19 protein-coding genes are annotated in these 14,020 nt (G+C 49.5%); 11 read left to right on the top strand and 8 right to left on the bottom strand.

The window, feature by feature from the left end; all coding sequences use genetic code 11:
* Positions 1-11 precede the first annotated feature (11 nt).
* The 3 genes from Q9R23_RS08565 to Q9R23_RS08555 are packed head-to-tail and all read left to right on the top strand — an operon-like array spanning position 12 to position 1,968.
* Positions 12-461, top strand: a complete 450-nt coding sequence (locus Q9R23_RS08565; RefSeq protein ID WP_035408033.1) for a hypothetical protein — start codon at positions 12-14, stop codon at positions 459-461.
* A gap of 10 nt (positions 462-471) precedes the next feature.
* Positions 472-1,029, top strand: a complete 558-nt coding sequence (locus Q9R23_RS08560) for a guanylate kinase (RefSeq protein WP_311246857.1) — start codon at positions 472-474, stop codon at positions 1,027-1,029.
* A 51-nt stretch (positions 1,030-1,080) separates the two neighbouring features.
* The gene (locus Q9R23_RS08555; protein ID WP_311246856.1) at positions 1,081-1,968 is read left to right on the top strand and encodes an aminoglycoside phosphotransferase family protein; all 888 of its coding nucleotides are present in this window, start codon (positions 1,081-1,083) and stop codon (positions 1,966-1,968) included.
* A 76-nt stretch (positions 1,969-2,044) separates the two neighbouring features.
* On the opposite strand, the gene Q9R23_RS08550 is transcribed toward Q9R23_RS08555, so the two are convergent.
* The 4 genes from Q9R23_RS08550 to Q9R23_RS08535 form a co-directional block, all read right to left on the bottom strand.
* A complete protein-coding gene (locus Q9R23_RS08550) occupies positions 2,045-2,293 on the bottom strand; it encodes a hypothetical protein (protein ID WP_231496855.1) in 249 nt (82 codons plus the stop codon).
* Positions 2,294-2,373: 80 nt separating this feature from the next.
* Entirely contained in the window at positions 2,374-2,859 is a 486-nt protein-coding gene (locus tag Q9R23_RS08545) for a tetratricopeptide repeat protein (RefSeq protein WP_311246855.1), read from the bottom strand.
* 72 nt (positions 2,860-2,931) lie between these two features.
* A complete protein-coding gene (locus Q9R23_RS08540) occupies positions 2,932-3,375 on the bottom strand; it encodes a MarR family winged helix-turn-helix transcriptional regulator (protein ID WP_035397402.1) in 444 nt (147 codons plus the stop codon).
* Between the two features lie 71 nt (positions 3,376-3,446).
* Positions 3,447-4,523 (bottom strand): GTP pyrophosphokinase, encoded by a 1,077-nt coding sequence (locus Q9R23_RS08535; protein ID WP_235514003.1) that lies wholly within the window; start codon positions 4,521-4,523, stop codon positions 3,447-3,449.
* Between the two features lie 140 nt (positions 4,524-4,663).
* Between Q9R23_RS08535 and Q9R23_RS08530 the strand changes: the two genes are divergently transcribed.
* Positions 4,664-5,800: a Six-bladed beta-propeller, TolB-like protein gene (locus Q9R23_RS08530; RefSeq protein ID WP_311246854.1), complete on the top strand. Its 1,137-nt coding sequence runs from the start codon at positions 4,664-4,666 to the stop codon at positions 5,798-5,800.
* Positions 5,801-5,931: 131 nt separating this feature from the next.
* Here the strand turns inward: Q9R23_RS08530 and Q9R23_RS08525 are convergent, their stop codons facing one another.
* On the bottom strand, positions 5,932-6,354 hold the full coding sequence (locus tag Q9R23_RS08525; RefSeq protein WP_023468292.1) for an organic hydroperoxide resistance protein: 423 nt from the start codon (positions 6,352-6,354) through the stop codon (positions 5,932-5,934).
* Positions 6,355-6,462: 108 nt separating this feature from the next.
* Here Q9R23_RS08525 and Q9R23_RS08520 point away from each other — a divergent pair, with 108 nt between their 5' ends.
* On the top strand, positions 6,463-6,894 hold the full coding sequence (locus tag Q9R23_RS08520) for a MarR family winged helix-turn-helix transcriptional regulator (RefSeq protein WP_290758409.1): 432 nt from the start codon (positions 6,463-6,465) through the stop codon (positions 6,892-6,894).
* Between the two features lie 17 nt (positions 6,895-6,911).
* On the opposite strand, the gene Q9R23_RS08515 is transcribed toward Q9R23_RS08520, so the two are convergent.
* Positions 6,912-7,367 (bottom strand): hypothetical protein, encoded by a 456-nt coding sequence (locus Q9R23_RS08515; RefSeq protein WP_023468294.1) that lies wholly within the window; start codon positions 7,365-7,367, stop codon positions 6,912-6,914.
* A gap of 126 nt (positions 7,368-7,493) precedes the next feature.
* On the opposite strand from Q9R23_RS08515, the gene Q9R23_RS08510 reads away from it, so the two are divergent.
* The 4 genes from Q9R23_RS08510 to Q9R23_RS08495 are packed head-to-tail and all read left to right on the top strand — an operon-like array spanning position 7,494 to position 11,192.
* Positions 7,494-7,985, top strand: coding sequence for a PH domain-containing protein (locus Q9R23_RS08510; protein WP_311246853.1), 492 nt, complete (start codon positions 7,494-7,496; stop codon positions 7,983-7,985).
* Positions 7,982-9,430, top strand: a complete 1,449-nt coding sequence (locus Q9R23_RS08505; RefSeq protein ID WP_290758415.1) for a PH domain-containing protein — start codon at positions 7,982-7,984, stop codon at positions 9,428-9,430. Before Q9R23_RS08510 ends, Q9R23_RS08505 begins: the two co-directional genes overlap by 4 nt.
* Before the next feature lie 34 nt (positions 9,431-9,464).
* Positions 9,465-10,382 (top strand): alpha/beta hydrolase, encoded by a 918-nt coding sequence (locus Q9R23_RS08500; protein WP_311246852.1) that lies wholly within the window; start codon positions 9,465-9,467, stop codon positions 10,380-10,382.
* An 18-nt stretch (positions 10,383-10,400) separates the two neighbouring features.
* Positions 10,401-11,192 carry a PP2C family serine/threonine-protein phosphatase gene (locus Q9R23_RS08495; RefSeq protein ID WP_214853746.1) on the top strand — a complete coding sequence of 264 codons (792 nt, stop codon included), beginning with the start codon at positions 10,401-10,403 and terminating at the stop codon, positions 11,190-11,192.
* A gap of 35 nt (positions 11,193-11,227) precedes the next feature.
* Here Q9R23_RS08495 and Q9R23_RS08490 read toward each other — a convergent pair whose 3' ends face one another.
* A complete protein-coding gene (locus tag Q9R23_RS08490) occupies positions 11,228-11,374 on the bottom strand; it encodes a hypothetical protein (RefSeq protein ID WP_214853749.1) in 147 nt (48 codons plus the stop codon).
* A gap of 148 nt (positions 11,375-11,522) precedes the next feature.
* On the opposite strand from Q9R23_RS08490, the gene Q9R23_RS08485 reads away from it, so the two are divergent.
* Positions 11,523-12,119: a hypothetical protein gene (locus Q9R23_RS08485; RefSeq protein ID WP_311246851.1), complete on the top strand. Its 597-nt coding sequence runs from the start codon at positions 11,523-11,525 to the stop codon at positions 12,117-12,119.
* Positions 12,120-12,140: 21 nt separating this feature from the next.
* Positions 12,141-13,325, top strand: a complete 1,185-nt coding sequence (locus Q9R23_RS08480) for a hypothetical protein (protein WP_035408013.1) — start codon at positions 12,141-12,143, stop codon at positions 13,323-13,325.
* A gap of 47 nt (positions 13,326-13,372) precedes the next feature.
* Here Q9R23_RS08480 and Q9R23_RS08475 read toward each other — a convergent pair whose 3' ends face one another.
* Positions 13,373-13,681 (bottom strand): hypothetical protein, encoded by a 309-nt coding sequence (locus Q9R23_RS08475; RefSeq protein WP_311246850.1) that lies wholly within the window; start codon positions 13,679-13,681, stop codon positions 13,373-13,375.
* Positions 13,682-14,020: the final 339 nt, after the last annotated feature.

Raw genomic sequence — 14,020 nt, 5'->3', positions numbered from 1 at the left:
GAGGGGAAGGGATGCGCAAGGAATACGTATTCGTCATCAGTTTGTCGCTCGTCGCCTTATTCGTCGGTCTCCAGCTTGGCTTTGCCCGCTTGCCGGAACCAAAACCGAAGCAAGTGACGACGACACCGATGCGTCCTGCGGATTATGAGGCAGGACTTGCATCAGCGAAACGTGAATTGAAGCAGATTCAGCGCTTCACCTTGAAAAGCACCCTTCCTGCTAATGGAACGACCGTGACTTGGATCTATGAGACCCCATCCGATGAACGGATTGCGGTCGATTGGTACTATGTTGAGAGTTACCCGGAAGCCCAAGTCCAGATGACACGTAATGAGACGTCCCGGATCATCTCGTATGAACGCTACTTGATCGTCATCCGACCAATATACGGGACGGTCGTTGATAGTGAACTAGAACAGTTCGCGCTCCGCTTTACAGGTTATTTCACGACACAACAATAGGGGGAAAACGATGTCAGGTAAAATCATTCTCTTGATTGGTGGATCGGGCAGCGGAAAGTCTTCCCTAATCAAACGTCTGCGGACGGAATACGCACACGTCCGGTTCATCCCGTCAGTGACGACACGACCGAAACGTCCGACGGAAATTGATGGAGCAAGCTATCACTTCGTCGATGTCAAGACGTTCCAGCAACTGATCCAAGAGGACGGGTTCATCGAATACGCTCATGTTCACCGCGCGTGGTACGGAACACCACGGCAAGCGTATGTCGATGTCCTCGAGCAGGATCAAATCGTCATCAAGGACATCGATCCAAAAGGAGCAGCAAACTTTAAACGTCTGTTTGGTGACCAAGTCATTACGATCTTCGTCACGGTCCCACCCGATTTGATGAAGGAGCGATTGTTGATGCGCGGTGATACACCGGAGTTCGAAGCGCGACTCGTCGATTACGAGGAAGCGTGGAAAGACCGCGATCACTACGATTATATGATCGAAAACATCGATTTCGAAACGGCGTATGCCGATCTGCTTGAGATCATTGCCAGCTATATCCCACAGGCATGACGAAGAGGACGCAAGTAAGCGTCCTCTTTTTGTCTTCAGAAAGGAGTCTTCATGCTACCAGATCATCCATTACTGACCGATATCGATAGCGTTAGACGGCTTGCCGGACGCTCGCACCAAGCCGTCTGGTTCGTCAAGACGGCAACAACACACTACATCGTCAAGGTCGTGACGGACCCATTAAGTCGTCAGTTTGAACGAGAGGCGGCTTTAATGGTACCAGAACAAAAGGGGATTTCTCACGCCTTACCGCTAGCGACCGGACGGACTGCGACGACCGCGTACGGCATTTATCCATACCTACCCGGACGAACCGTCCGAAGCGTGCTTCTCGAGTCACCAGAATTAGCTCCTCGACTCGGTCAGGAGGCAGGGCGAGCGTTGAGAAGCATTCATGACGTGATAGCACCGAGCGGGACGGCGGCATGGAAAGAACGTTGTCAGGCGAAACATGACCGCTATCGCGCAGCGGTTAATGGGTTGCTTGAGCCAGAGTGGATCGAGCGACTCGATCGGTTCATCCTTTTAAGGCTTTCCCTTTTAGCTGAGCGTCCGAATCAACTGCAACATGACGATGTCCATCTCGATAATCTTCTTGTTGAGAATGGACATCTCTGTGCCTTCCTCGATTACGGGAACCATGATTACGGCGATCCGTGGCATGACTTCGTCAAATGTGGATTGTTTCAAGTCGAGACGAGTCCCGTCTTTGCCCGTCACATGATCGATGGATACTTCGAGAGCGAAGTACCGTCTAACTTTTGGCAGATCTACAGCCTCTATATGGCGATGGTCGTCTTCTCGTCTCTCGTCTGGGCAAAACGGTTCGATGTAGACGGATTGGAGGCAATGCAACGACGTGTTCAGCGGATCATCCGAGACCACGATGGGTTTCAGTGTGAAATACCGCTTTGGTATGAGAGGCAAAATCATGACTAAAAAAATGGATTCGTCTCTCACTTGAAGAGAAACGAATCCATTATTTTTTGAGTGGACCTTTAAATGAAAAGGAAGATTACCATTCGAATCCTTCTTCACTATACTTGCCGTTCGAATTGAAGAACCGTTCTTCAGTTTTACCGTTTACCGTATTCGTATAAATCACGTAGACATCGAGATGATCGTTTTGATCCGCCATCTTCTTAGCGGCTTTCTTAGCATCCGCTTCAGTCGTATAGGTTTCTGACTTACTTGCCTTACCGTGTTTTTCTTGCCCTTGTTCTTCATAACCTTCTACTGTCCATACTTTTTTTGATGACATCATTAACTTCCTTTCCTGCCAAAAGCGAGTCCGCTTGGCTGTTACATTATGCTGTGCGAACCAATCTATCGTCAACTGTTGCTTTATTCCGTAACGATCTCGTCCAAATGATCGGCATAATAACGAAGTGCCCGGTTAAATGTCTGAATCGAGGCGTCCGACGACGTCGCAGCAAGACTCTTGAGTAACCGACCGACAGCCTGATTGACTTGACCGAGGTTGTACTCCGTCATCGCGAGGAATGCTTGTAAGGCGTGGGCGTCTGGAAATTCAAGCAACGCGCTTCGGAAAACGCTTGATGCTTCTTTGAACTGACCGATGACGCGGTATGTACTGCCGAGCCCGATATGAGCTTGCAAGCGGTCCTCACCAGCAAGACCGAGCGCAAGTGCTTGTTCATAGTAGGGGACAGCAGCCTGTTCCTCACCAAGACTATCATGACACCAAGCCATCTGATAGAGGACCATCGGATCGTTAGGGGCTATCTCGACATACTGACGGACGAGTTCCTTTGCTGCTTCATACTGTCCCGTCTTTCGTAAGTGTTGCACTGATTCGAAATCAAACATCGTGTTTCCTCCTAATCGATTACTAAAAAACGGATCCGATCGCTTTTGACCGGATCCGTTCCATCGAACAGCTTAGACTGTTTTTTCAAGCTTCGTTAAGAGCGAACGGAACAACTCCAGTTCCTGATCCGAGAAGTCCTCAAAGACGTCTGCAAGGTAATCCATCTTCATCGACTCGAGTTTTTCGTAAAGCTCGATGCCTTTCGGTGTTGCCCGCAGTTCGACGACGCGACGATCGAGCTCGCTCCGCTCACGTGAGATCAACTCTTTTTTCGTCAATTCGTCTGCCAGAGCCGTAATCATGCTTGCTGAAAATTGGAACTCTTGCGAGAGCGCTGAAGCAATTTGAGGACTGTTCGCACAAAGTGATTTTAAGATGAAGAACTCGTTACGTGTCAAGTAAGTCGTAAACATGCTACGCACGTCCTTTTTGATCGCGCGGTAGTTCATCCGTAATCCTTTTTCCGTATCAACGATCAACTGATCGCGTTGTGCTACTTCTAGTGTAGTTGCCATGTATCCTTCACTCTTTCTATACCGTAGTTTCTTTCACTCGTGATTTAGTATAGTGAAAAATTTTAGTTTAATCAATATTTTTCTCTTGAATCATCTGACTCGACGACACGGGCGACTTGGGCGACGATTTCTTCGACGTTGCGTAACTCCGGATAAAAACGGCGGAAGAAGTAGTCAATGCGGTGCGTATCTTCACCAGCGATCGTCAATGCCATACAGATATAGGCAATCCCGATTCCTTGACGAGGCAGGAATGGATTCGGCATGACCTTTGCACAACGTAAGGCGAGCGGACTATGTGTCGAGACTGCTTCAATCAGTTCACCGTACGTCCGGATATCGACGTAATGGAACATTCGGATCAGTTCGTTGATCAACTGTTGATCGGAATCGAGCATCATTTGTGACGTGACGAGACGTTTGTCGAGTTCGCTGATGACGGGGGAGTGGTCGATGAAGTAATTCAAGTTATCTGCTGTGATCCGGACTTGATGCGGATCAGACAAGATTTGTTGGACCGTCTCGTCTTCGAATTGTTTCAATTGCTTCTTGATGTTGACGAACTCCTGATCGGCGATCTCGAGTAATCCTGCCACCCGACTGAAGCTACGCCGGACTTCTGCCGGGACGCTGTTCGGATTTTTATATCCAAGATCATGCTCGATCTCGGCCCACGCATGTTGAAGGATCGAGCGGATCTGAATCTCTGCCGTATAGTCCTTGAAACGTCCATACTCGCTTAAGGCAAGCCGCTGTTCACTGAGTGACGCGACGAAGTGGACCGAGAGGTAACCGAATTCAGTCGTATCGAGCAAGGTCGACTTATCGACCGATTGATCACGATCGATCGCGAACTCATTCTCGATGATGCGTGCCGCTTCCCGGACATCGTCATGGAAATAGGTGACGATCCGGATCCCGGTCAAGTCATGGACGTCCTTGAGCGAACGGTATTTATTCGGTTGCCGTAAGACCTTTTGATACAGGCTCTCGGAGTCTTTCGTCCGGGCGACGATTGAGTGGTATTTGATGCCTGCCGCGTCTAACAGCTCGGACAGAAGCATCTTCAACTTGTCGGCATAGGCATCATATTCTTCCTTATCATTGACGTATTCGAGCATCATCGTATTCAAATCTTGTGATTGCACCGTTTTGCACCTTCCTCATCCTGTAGTCATCTAGCCATATTGTAGCACTCTGCTTCACTAAACGCACAAGAAGACCCTGTTTGAAGCAGTACGATTCGTGGGAAAAAGACAAGTAGTATGTGTTCAGGAGGAGATTGAAAATGGAAATAGTGGATGCCAGTGCTTTACCTGCCGATCATATGGATGTCTTGCATGTCACACCGTCGTCGATCTATTTTCGACGTCGCCTCGATGACGCCCGTTACCACATCAGTCGGTATGATCTTGAAGATCAAGAACAAGTCGACCTGACGCAGCAGGCTTTGACGGATCACGGACCAACTCGTCCGTTTGTTCGTCATGGAAAGGTCTATTGTCTGAATGAACATACGCAAGAGCAAGGCGGGGAGACGGAAGTGCTCGTCCTCGATCTCTTGTCCGGGAAACGCGAGCAGATTGCGTCGTTTTACGTGGAAGGGGATTTGACGCTCTACTGGGTGCTCAATGACAACTATCTCGTATTCTTGCAGACGACGGATACGACGTCCGCGTTTTTGTATGACGTCAAGGACGAATCACGGCAGACGATTCGCGATCCACGGCTCTACGGGATGACGGAGAATTACCGGGAACTCTATTTCTTTCTCGTCACGCTCGAAGACAAGGAGTACATCGTCTGTAACGCTCGGCTCGATGAGTTCTCGTTCTATGACGCCCTTGAAAGTGGTGTCATCTCACCAGAAGATCCGATTGATCACTCCGAAAGTCTGTTGATCGCACCACTGTCGACCTTGATTGAGGAGATTGAACAAGGTGTCGAACATTTATCATTTGCGACACTACTGAAATTAGATGGGGAAGGGGACACCGTCCAATATCTCGGGGAACAAGAAGGGCATCTTATCTTCAGTGCCTATACCGATCGTCTGAACGAAGAAATCTTTTACCGGATCGATACGGAAGCGAGTGTCGAAGAGGTCGCCCGGATCCAGTGGAGTGACTATGAACCGCTCGATTTCACTTACGATGACGTTGAGTCGACGATCTTCATCGTTAATGACCGATCCGAGCACCATCATGAAGTAATCAACTTACGCAACGGTGCCCGATTCCTCGATAAAGAACCGTTCGAACGTGTCTTACGGGGACGCTTCTATCTACACGAAGCGATTGGAGACAACGCGGAACCAATGGTCACCGTCTATGACGCAGAACACAATGAACGTTATCGGTTCGAGGATGCCTATTATGTCACCGTATCCGGAGAACTCGTCATCTTATCGGTCCATCAACTTTAAAAAAGGGCGGTTGTTCTTTTCATGAGAGCAACCGTTTATCATCTAAAATGAAATTATTTCAATTACCGAATTTATAACAAAAAATAAAAACCAGCTGAGAGTAAACCTCAGACTGGCTAGAAATGCTACACTTATTCTGCGTCAGTCGTACGTGTGTAGACGTCGACTTGGATGTTTCCAGCAGTTGCACGCGAGTAAGGGCAGACCGTATGCGCGACTTTTGCAAGTTCAGCCGCCGCTTCTTCTGAGATCCCGCGGACGAGAACATCGAGTTCGACTGAAAGCATGAATCCGTCAGCTGCTTCGTTTAACGTTACGTGTGCTGTGACTTCACTGCCATCGTGTTTGATCCCTTGTTTGCGAGCGACCATGTTCAAGGCAGAGTCGAAGCAAGCAGAATATCCTGCAGCAAAGAGTTGTTCTGGGTTCGTTGCTTGTTTTTTCGATCCTGGTACTGGCATTGCGAGGGCGACGTCAAGGATTCCGTCCTCCGATACGACGCGTCCGTCGCGACCTCCGACAGCTGTTGCAGATGATGTGAACATTGGTTTCATGTGTGTAACTCCCTTTCGTTGTTAGATTCAAATAAGTAGCTTACAATTAGATTGTATACAATTTAAATCGAAATGCAACTCGTTTGCTCACGATAGGAGGAATTTTTTATGAACCCGTTAGCTTTAGATGAACAACTCTGTTTTCCGTTTTATGCGATTTCGCGTGAGATCACGCGTCGTTATCGTCCGTTACTTGAACCCCTCGGTCTGACGTATCCACAATATCTCGTCATGCTCGTCGTCTGGGAGGAGGAGGGACAGTCACTTAAAGCCATCGGTGAACGTCTCCACCTCGACTCGGGGACATTGACGCCATTACTGAAGAAACTCGAAGCAGCAGATTTGTTGCGACGTGTCCGTAAGCCGGAAGACGAACGGCACATCCAAATCTTTTTGACAGATGCCGGCCGAGCGTTACGGAAACAAGCAGAGACCGTTCCACTTGATCTCGTCCGGACACTCGACGTCGATGAAGAAGATCTTCAAGTCGTCAAAGCGGCACTGAATCGTCTCGTCATGAAAATGAGCGACCCGGATTAACCGGATCGCTCATTGTCTTATTTACGGCGGAAGCCTTCTTCTTCCAGATAGTTCGCTGCTTCCTTATACGAGTTGAATGCACCGTCTAAAAGATCACCGGCGTAGACGAGCCACGTGTCGATGTCTTCATTGAGCAACGTCAATTCGAACTGGTTATCGTTGACCCATGTTTCTTCGAGTGTTTCGACCGATTGGACTGTTGAGAGTGCTTTGATTGCATCTTCTAATAAGAGAATTAAAGCAGGTTCTGAGAATTCACGGATGTTGACGAAACCTTTTTCGTCCGTTTCATAACCTGGTAGACCAGCGGCATAAACGAAGCCGTTACCGTTCGGATGCAAATGATAGACGAGATTCTTCTTCTCATACTGACTGTCCGGAAATTGGAAATTGACGCGTTTCAGCGAGACATCTTTTCGGACGAGTTGTGGGAAGGTCTCGATAATTCGTAGTTTTTCTTCAAAAGTTAACATGGTTCCTCCTTGGTGTTACAGTTCTTCACTTCTATATATGCGATGAAATCAAACAAAATGTCAACCGCTGTCTGAAACCAAGCGACGTTTTTAACCGTAAATGGAAACGAAAGGAAGTGTTTTTTGATGTCTACTGTACAATGGCATACGCTGCCAGAACGATCGATTCGAGCAGAACGGCTCGGATTGTTGCCGTTACATGGCTTAATCGCCGTCATCTTGATCGGAACGACGATTACTCAATTCATGTGGCTCGACCTGACACCTTGGTGGATGGGCATCGTCGGTCTGCTTTGGCTGATCTATTTCATTCCCCGTATCGTCTACATACCCGTTCTTCGCTTGAAGTATATGCGTTATCGCATCGATGAGGAATTTCTCGTCGTCCGCAACGGCATCTTCTTTCGCCGCGAAGTCACCGTGCCGCTCGTCAAGGTGCAATTGATCGATAGCCAAACGGGACCGATTCTGCGTCGCTATGATTTGATCACACTTGATATTCGAACGGCATCCGGCTTCGTCACGTTGTCAAGACTCGATCATGCTCAAGGAGACGCGCTACGCACACAAGTCGAACGATTCGCGAAACTCGAGGAGCGGGAGGAGGAATCGTTATGACCCGGCGCGTCCACCCGCTGTTCATCGTGATGTCGAGTATCTCGATCATCCGCTCGCTCCTGATTCCGTTCGCCGCCTTGATTTTAAATGCGATCCGAAAAGGCGAGATCAACACCTATACGTGGATCGGGATCAGTGTTGGGATTGTGTTCGTCCTCTTATACGGGATCGCCTCCTGGTATTTCTATACGTTCACGATTGATGCCGAGACGATTCGGGTCCGCAAAGGAATTTTCCAAAAAAGTGAACGGACGACGCAACGTAAACGGATCGAGTCGATCGGCATTCAGCAAAACGTCATCGAACGACTGTTGCGTCTTGCGACGTTGACCGTCGAGACATCGTCTGAGAGCGGAACACCGGAAGTCGAACTGAAGGGGATCCGTCTTGATTTTGCGAAAGAACTGAAGTCGTCGATCAAAAACGAGGGACAGCTCGTCGTCGAAGAACAACAGGCGGAAGTCGCCTATACGATCCCTGTCCGCGATTTGGCATTAGCCGGTGCCTTGTCAGGACGCGTCGGACTAGCGCTCGTCGGGATCGGGACCGCCTATCAATTCATCGATCAGTTCATTGAACGTTATGTCGATCGACTGTTCTCAGAACTCGCTCATTTATCGTTGTTCGTTTTGACGGGACTTGGCGTACTCGTCTTACTCGTCATCTACATCGGCTCGATCATCGTCTATATCTTGAAATACGGTTCGTACCGTGCCGTCTTGCAACACAACCGATTGTTGATCGGGTACGGGATGTTGAACCGGACCGAGGTCACGTTTCATGCTGATAAGATTCAAGCCCTCGTCATTCAGGAAAGCTGGATTCAGCGTTTGATCGGACGAGCGAGCCTGTCCTTGCACATCATCTCGGCGACCGGAGAGAAGGAGCGACTGTTGCTCCATCCGTTCATCCGGACGAACGAGATTGATCCGTTTCTGGCGACATATCTGCCGCGCTTTCGTCAGTTCAGCCCGCAGCATGAAGTCGCACCGATTGGCTTTCGCTACCGGGTTCGTTGGCCGTTACTCGGTTATGCGCTGTTGTTTACTGCATTAAGCAGTGTCTTTATCATCGTCCTTGATTCCTCATGGCGCTTCCTGATCTTGCTTCTGTTCATCTGGTTACCGTTCTATTACTTCGCTGTGCGCAGCGGTTACCGAAAGACCCGTTTCGGAACCGGCCACGATCTCTTGATGTTACGCAAACAATGGGTCCAAAAAGAGACCGTCTATACGCCACGACTGAAAATCGAGGAATTGACCTGGTCCGTTTCTCGCTGGCTCGAAGCAAAGGAGATTGCCCGGATTGAGATTCAACTACGGGGCAATACTGCTTTTAACGCGCTCTATTTTGAAAGAACGGATATCGATACCTTACAGCGCTGGTATAAACAATCGTTCCTTTCGACCCCGTTAGCAGGGGAAGTGAAAACTGACGACGAATAAGGAAAGACTCACTGTCGGAAAGGAAGCGAAGCACATGCGCAAATGGGGAATCGGCATCGTGTTGCTCGTCACGTGTCTGCTATTGTTCATCGTCTATGATGGATACCGGATGCAAGAAACATTGATCGGTCAGTCGGACGCTTCTCCGATTCTGAAGACGACGAGAACGGACGGACAGGTGACGAACGACGAGACATGGTTCAAACAAACGAGCGAGACGCAGCAATGGTCGAAGGACGGGATCGTCCGCTTCGGGCGTTATCTACCGGTTGACGGCAGCAAACAAACAGTCCTCCTCGTCCCGGATGAGATGATGTTTTCACAGACCGGTGCTTACGCATTAGCTCGTTATTATCATGAGGCTGACTTTAACGTCTTACTCATCGAACGGCGTGGGCAGGATCGCAGTGGCGGCGTTCGGAACTACGGCTGGCTCGATCGACTGGATGTCTTGGAATGGACAAAGCGCTTAGTGGCTGAAAACGGAGACGATAGAATTGTCTATCACGGACTCGGTGTCGGCGCTGCGACCGTTTTACTTGCTGCTGGTGAGACCATACCGATGCAAGTCCGAGCGATCGTTGCCGAAGGAGCTTACGCCCGACTCGACGACTGGTTCAGTTTCCTTGCGGACGATCAGATCCATTACCCAGCACTGCCGTCGTTGACGGTCGCAAGCATGTGGAACAAAGGGGACCAGGACTTCTTCTTCGGCGACGTCTCGGTGACGCGCCAAGCGACGAAAATCCGGGTTCCGACGCTGTTCATCCATGGACTGAAGGACGACCTCGTCCCGGTTCAGATGATGTACGAGCTGTATCAAGCAAAAACCGGATTAAAACAATTGTATCCGGTTCGTGATGCCGGACATGACGAGACATATACGATTGATCCGGACAACTATGAAAAACGATTGCGTTTGTTCCTGCAACCTTACTTGCGGGATATGTAAAGAAGGGAAGACGGAAGCATGCAGACGAGACAATCATCCTACTACTGGGTCGGCTCCGACGAACCGTTCGTCGATACGCAACAAATCGACCGGTTTGGTCGGATGATGCTCGGACGATTCGGTGGCTGCTCGAGAAGCGGTCAATATAAAAATGAAGACGGAGCTGCTATCTTATTCGGCAACGATTGGGAGATGGCCGTCGTCTTAGACGCTCATAAGACAGCAGATAGTGCGGCACTTGTCTTACAGCACCTAGCGCAATATGAGTCGCGTATTCGAGATGATCTAGATGCCCCACTCACTGAAGCGTTTGGTCGAATGGAGACGACCGTGCTGGATCTCTTTCAAGATCCTGACTTCATAGCGGCATGCGCAACGTTACAAGGGGAGACCGCCTGTCTGATTGCCGTTCGCAAAGGGCGCTTCATCTGGTGGTTCTCCGTTGGTGACGTCGTCTTGTATCTGTTTCACCCGGATTTGATGAAGATGGGACAAGCTGCTTTGAATGAGCGGCAGTTCTATGAATGGATTGGACGCGCGAACGCCTTTGCGTTACCGGTCCCGAGTTACACACGAGGCGTCCGCGAGTTGCGGCAAGGGGACAACCGATTGTTCGTGACGACGGATGGTTTGCTCGAGTGCCCGGGAACACCGTATGTCGAAGCAATGCAAATCGATAAAGACTTACAGTCAGGGGGTGTCGAAGAACTGCTCTCGACGATTGAAGCGTTGGGCGTGCGCGACAGCACGACCGTCGTTGCGTGGTCCGTCACGATCGAAGAATCAGTCACCCAACCAAGCGATACATAAAACACCCCGCATTCCTTTTGGAGCGCGGGGTGTCGTCATTCTGTTTCAGTTGGTTGCTGCTGTTGCTGATCGAGTTCAACCGGTTCTTGGTCGACCGGTGTTTTCACTTCAGCCAATGGGAAGGCGATGCCCGCACTCGTCAGCAAAGTGATCAAGGCGGCGCTCGTCAATGTTTGGCGCATGGTCCAACACGTCCTTTCTGTCTGTTTCTGACGTTATATTTTAATAATTCTGAACATTCTTCATCGTTTCGTCAAGCAATCTTTTATTTCCACTACGTATTTTTCCCAAAAACCCAGTATACTTAAACATGAAAAAGGGGGAAATCGATTGAAATTAACGAAAGCCAACACACGTCTATTAGAAACCGTTTTACCGCGATTGAATCTGAACGTCGCAGAACCGGACCGGACGGAAATCGAAGACCGCTTACGGGCAGACATCTACGAAGCCCAGCGGAAACAACGACCATTCGAAGAGATTCATGGTCTTTCCGTCGAGGCACGTCTCGACCAGATGATTGCCGAGTTACCGCAGCGGCACCGGATGGAAACGCAGAAACGCTGGACGCGGAACTACGTCTCGTCGATTTTGATGTTCATCTTCATCGAAGGAATCGACGGATTATTCCAGTTTGCCTTGATTGATTACTTATTCTTCTCAATCATCGCCTTGTTCTTGATCGACGCGATGTCCCAAGTCATCACGGCACCGAAGCTTAAACAAGTCAAGTCGCGGGTCTGGATTCAATTCGTCATCAGTTTCATTCTATTTTCAACCTATAAGGCACTGCTCGTGACGATCTTCCCGGCACCGGACGTCTTGATTCAGGTCAGTGGATTGCCGTCTTATATCATAGGCATTGCAGGGCTGGTCGGTCTTTATATCTACTGGTCGAAGAATCCGTTACGAAAACGCGGCGCGTAATTTGCGAGAGGGGATGGTTGCGTGGAATTCACACATTGGAAACGACGGCTGCAAGATCATTTCGAACGAATGGGCTTTTCCTTACTGACGGAACGCCTAGCGATGCAAGACATGGTCAAACTCGAAGCGACACATGGTGCCTTCCTGTTCTTCCCGGTGACGATTCATCTCTATGAACGGTCCGGCTGGAAGATGGTCGCGTTTGAGGCAGAGACGGGGGAGGATCCGCAACTCGTCGAGCAGCAGATTGCCTCGTTGTTCCAACTCTTGATGGTGACGTTCCAAGAAGAAGAGCGGGAATTTCTGCTCGGTTTCCATGCTAATACCGGTCGTTACCTGACGGACCGTAATGCACCCGTCGGACGGCTCGTCCGTCTGATCGAAGAGTGCTGGTATGACGGTGACGTCCTGCGAGTCGACACATTCGATCCGTTTCCGGGACTGTTCGTCGCACCACCTTTTGCCCATCAAAGTTATGCCTTCATGCCGGAAGAACGGACGTGGCGCTTATCCGTCGGGCGTACTGGACGTCCGGCGAACGATTATCGTTTCGACGGAACGATTTTGTCCCCACACCGCTTACCGGAATCGGAATTATTTACTGTGACACCAAAGTCGGTACCGTTAGAGGATGAAGAGGCGATCCGAAACTTACTGGAAACGGAACGACAGACGATCGCTAAGTTCCATGATCGTGCCATGGCGACGATTCGGGCGTACGACCCATCATTTGGTTTTGCTTGGCGCGGGACGCAGACATTTTTCCACGGTGTTCCGGTCAATCCATTCGCACAACGCTTGTGGCTCGAGAACGGCGTGACGCGTTACCGGATTCTACAACAAGGATCGACGCGATTGCTTGCTTCCGGTGAGACTTGTGACGCTGTCATCGAAATGCTCGATGCTGCCGTCAGCAGTGAAGAACCGGATGGTCAATCCGTCAGTCCGATTGGTCAACTGATCCTCGGGATTTGGCAACAGATCGAGTCGGACGAAGCAACGTATATCACGAACGTTGATTGCCGCGGCATCTCGCGTACACAAGCCGATAACCGGATCCGCCACGCGCTAGCAAGGCAAGAGACGATCGAGTGGGTGCACCGGGCACCGAACGAAGATGATATTTGTCGCTTTGCCGGTCTGACGTTGACCTTCCCACATCGTCCACCGGGTGTCATCACGATTGAACGAACGGAAGCAGAATAACACGAACAGGCACGTCCGCGAGTAAGCAGACGTGTCTGTTCGTTTTTTTAGTGCGCGTGCTGTGACAATCGATTAAAGACGACGGACAGACTGTAATAGATCATTGCTGTCAGAGCAGCGATCGTAAAAGAAAGCGGTAGGTCAAATGCGTCCTTCGTCGTCAAGAGAATCAGGAGACTCGCGATCACGATACCGTACACTCCGTAACCGAGGACTGTCGGCACATACGCTAATGTCGTCGATGACCGGTTGATGATCATGCCGATAAGGAAGTCGAGTAAGAAGCCGGACAGCAAGATGATTGGCAAGGTCGCTAAGACGTAAAACAAAAATATTGAACCGAATGATTCATACATCGTATCCGATGTCCGATCTCAGAGCGGTGTATAGGATATGTATGCTAGGACGGTGCAAACGAGCGTGGTGGTCAAGATGACGGCAAGTAATCGGTTTAACATCAAGGTTCCTCCTTTATTTTCCTTATTGAGGGGTCCCCCCAACAAAACGCGGAAAACATACGCTAAGTCAATTTCTGGATGAAATAAATCGACTTTTTCCTATGCTAAGGAATTAATAGCCTTTCATATTGGCTAAATAATCTTAGAATTCTAAGCGATGATATACTCCTTTTTTCTAAAACTCAACCTTATTTAACCCCTGAATCCTAGGGTCTTTTTTTATGTAGAGGAATTGGC

The organism is Exiguobacterium sp. BRG2 (genome assembly GCF_031844245.1).
Classification (GTDB): domain Bacteria; phylum Bacillota; class Bacilli; order Exiguobacteriales; family Exiguobacteriaceae; genus Exiguobacterium_A.
Note: the sequence above shows the minus strand (reverse complement) of the source record. Positions and strands in the feature narration are given on the sequence as shown.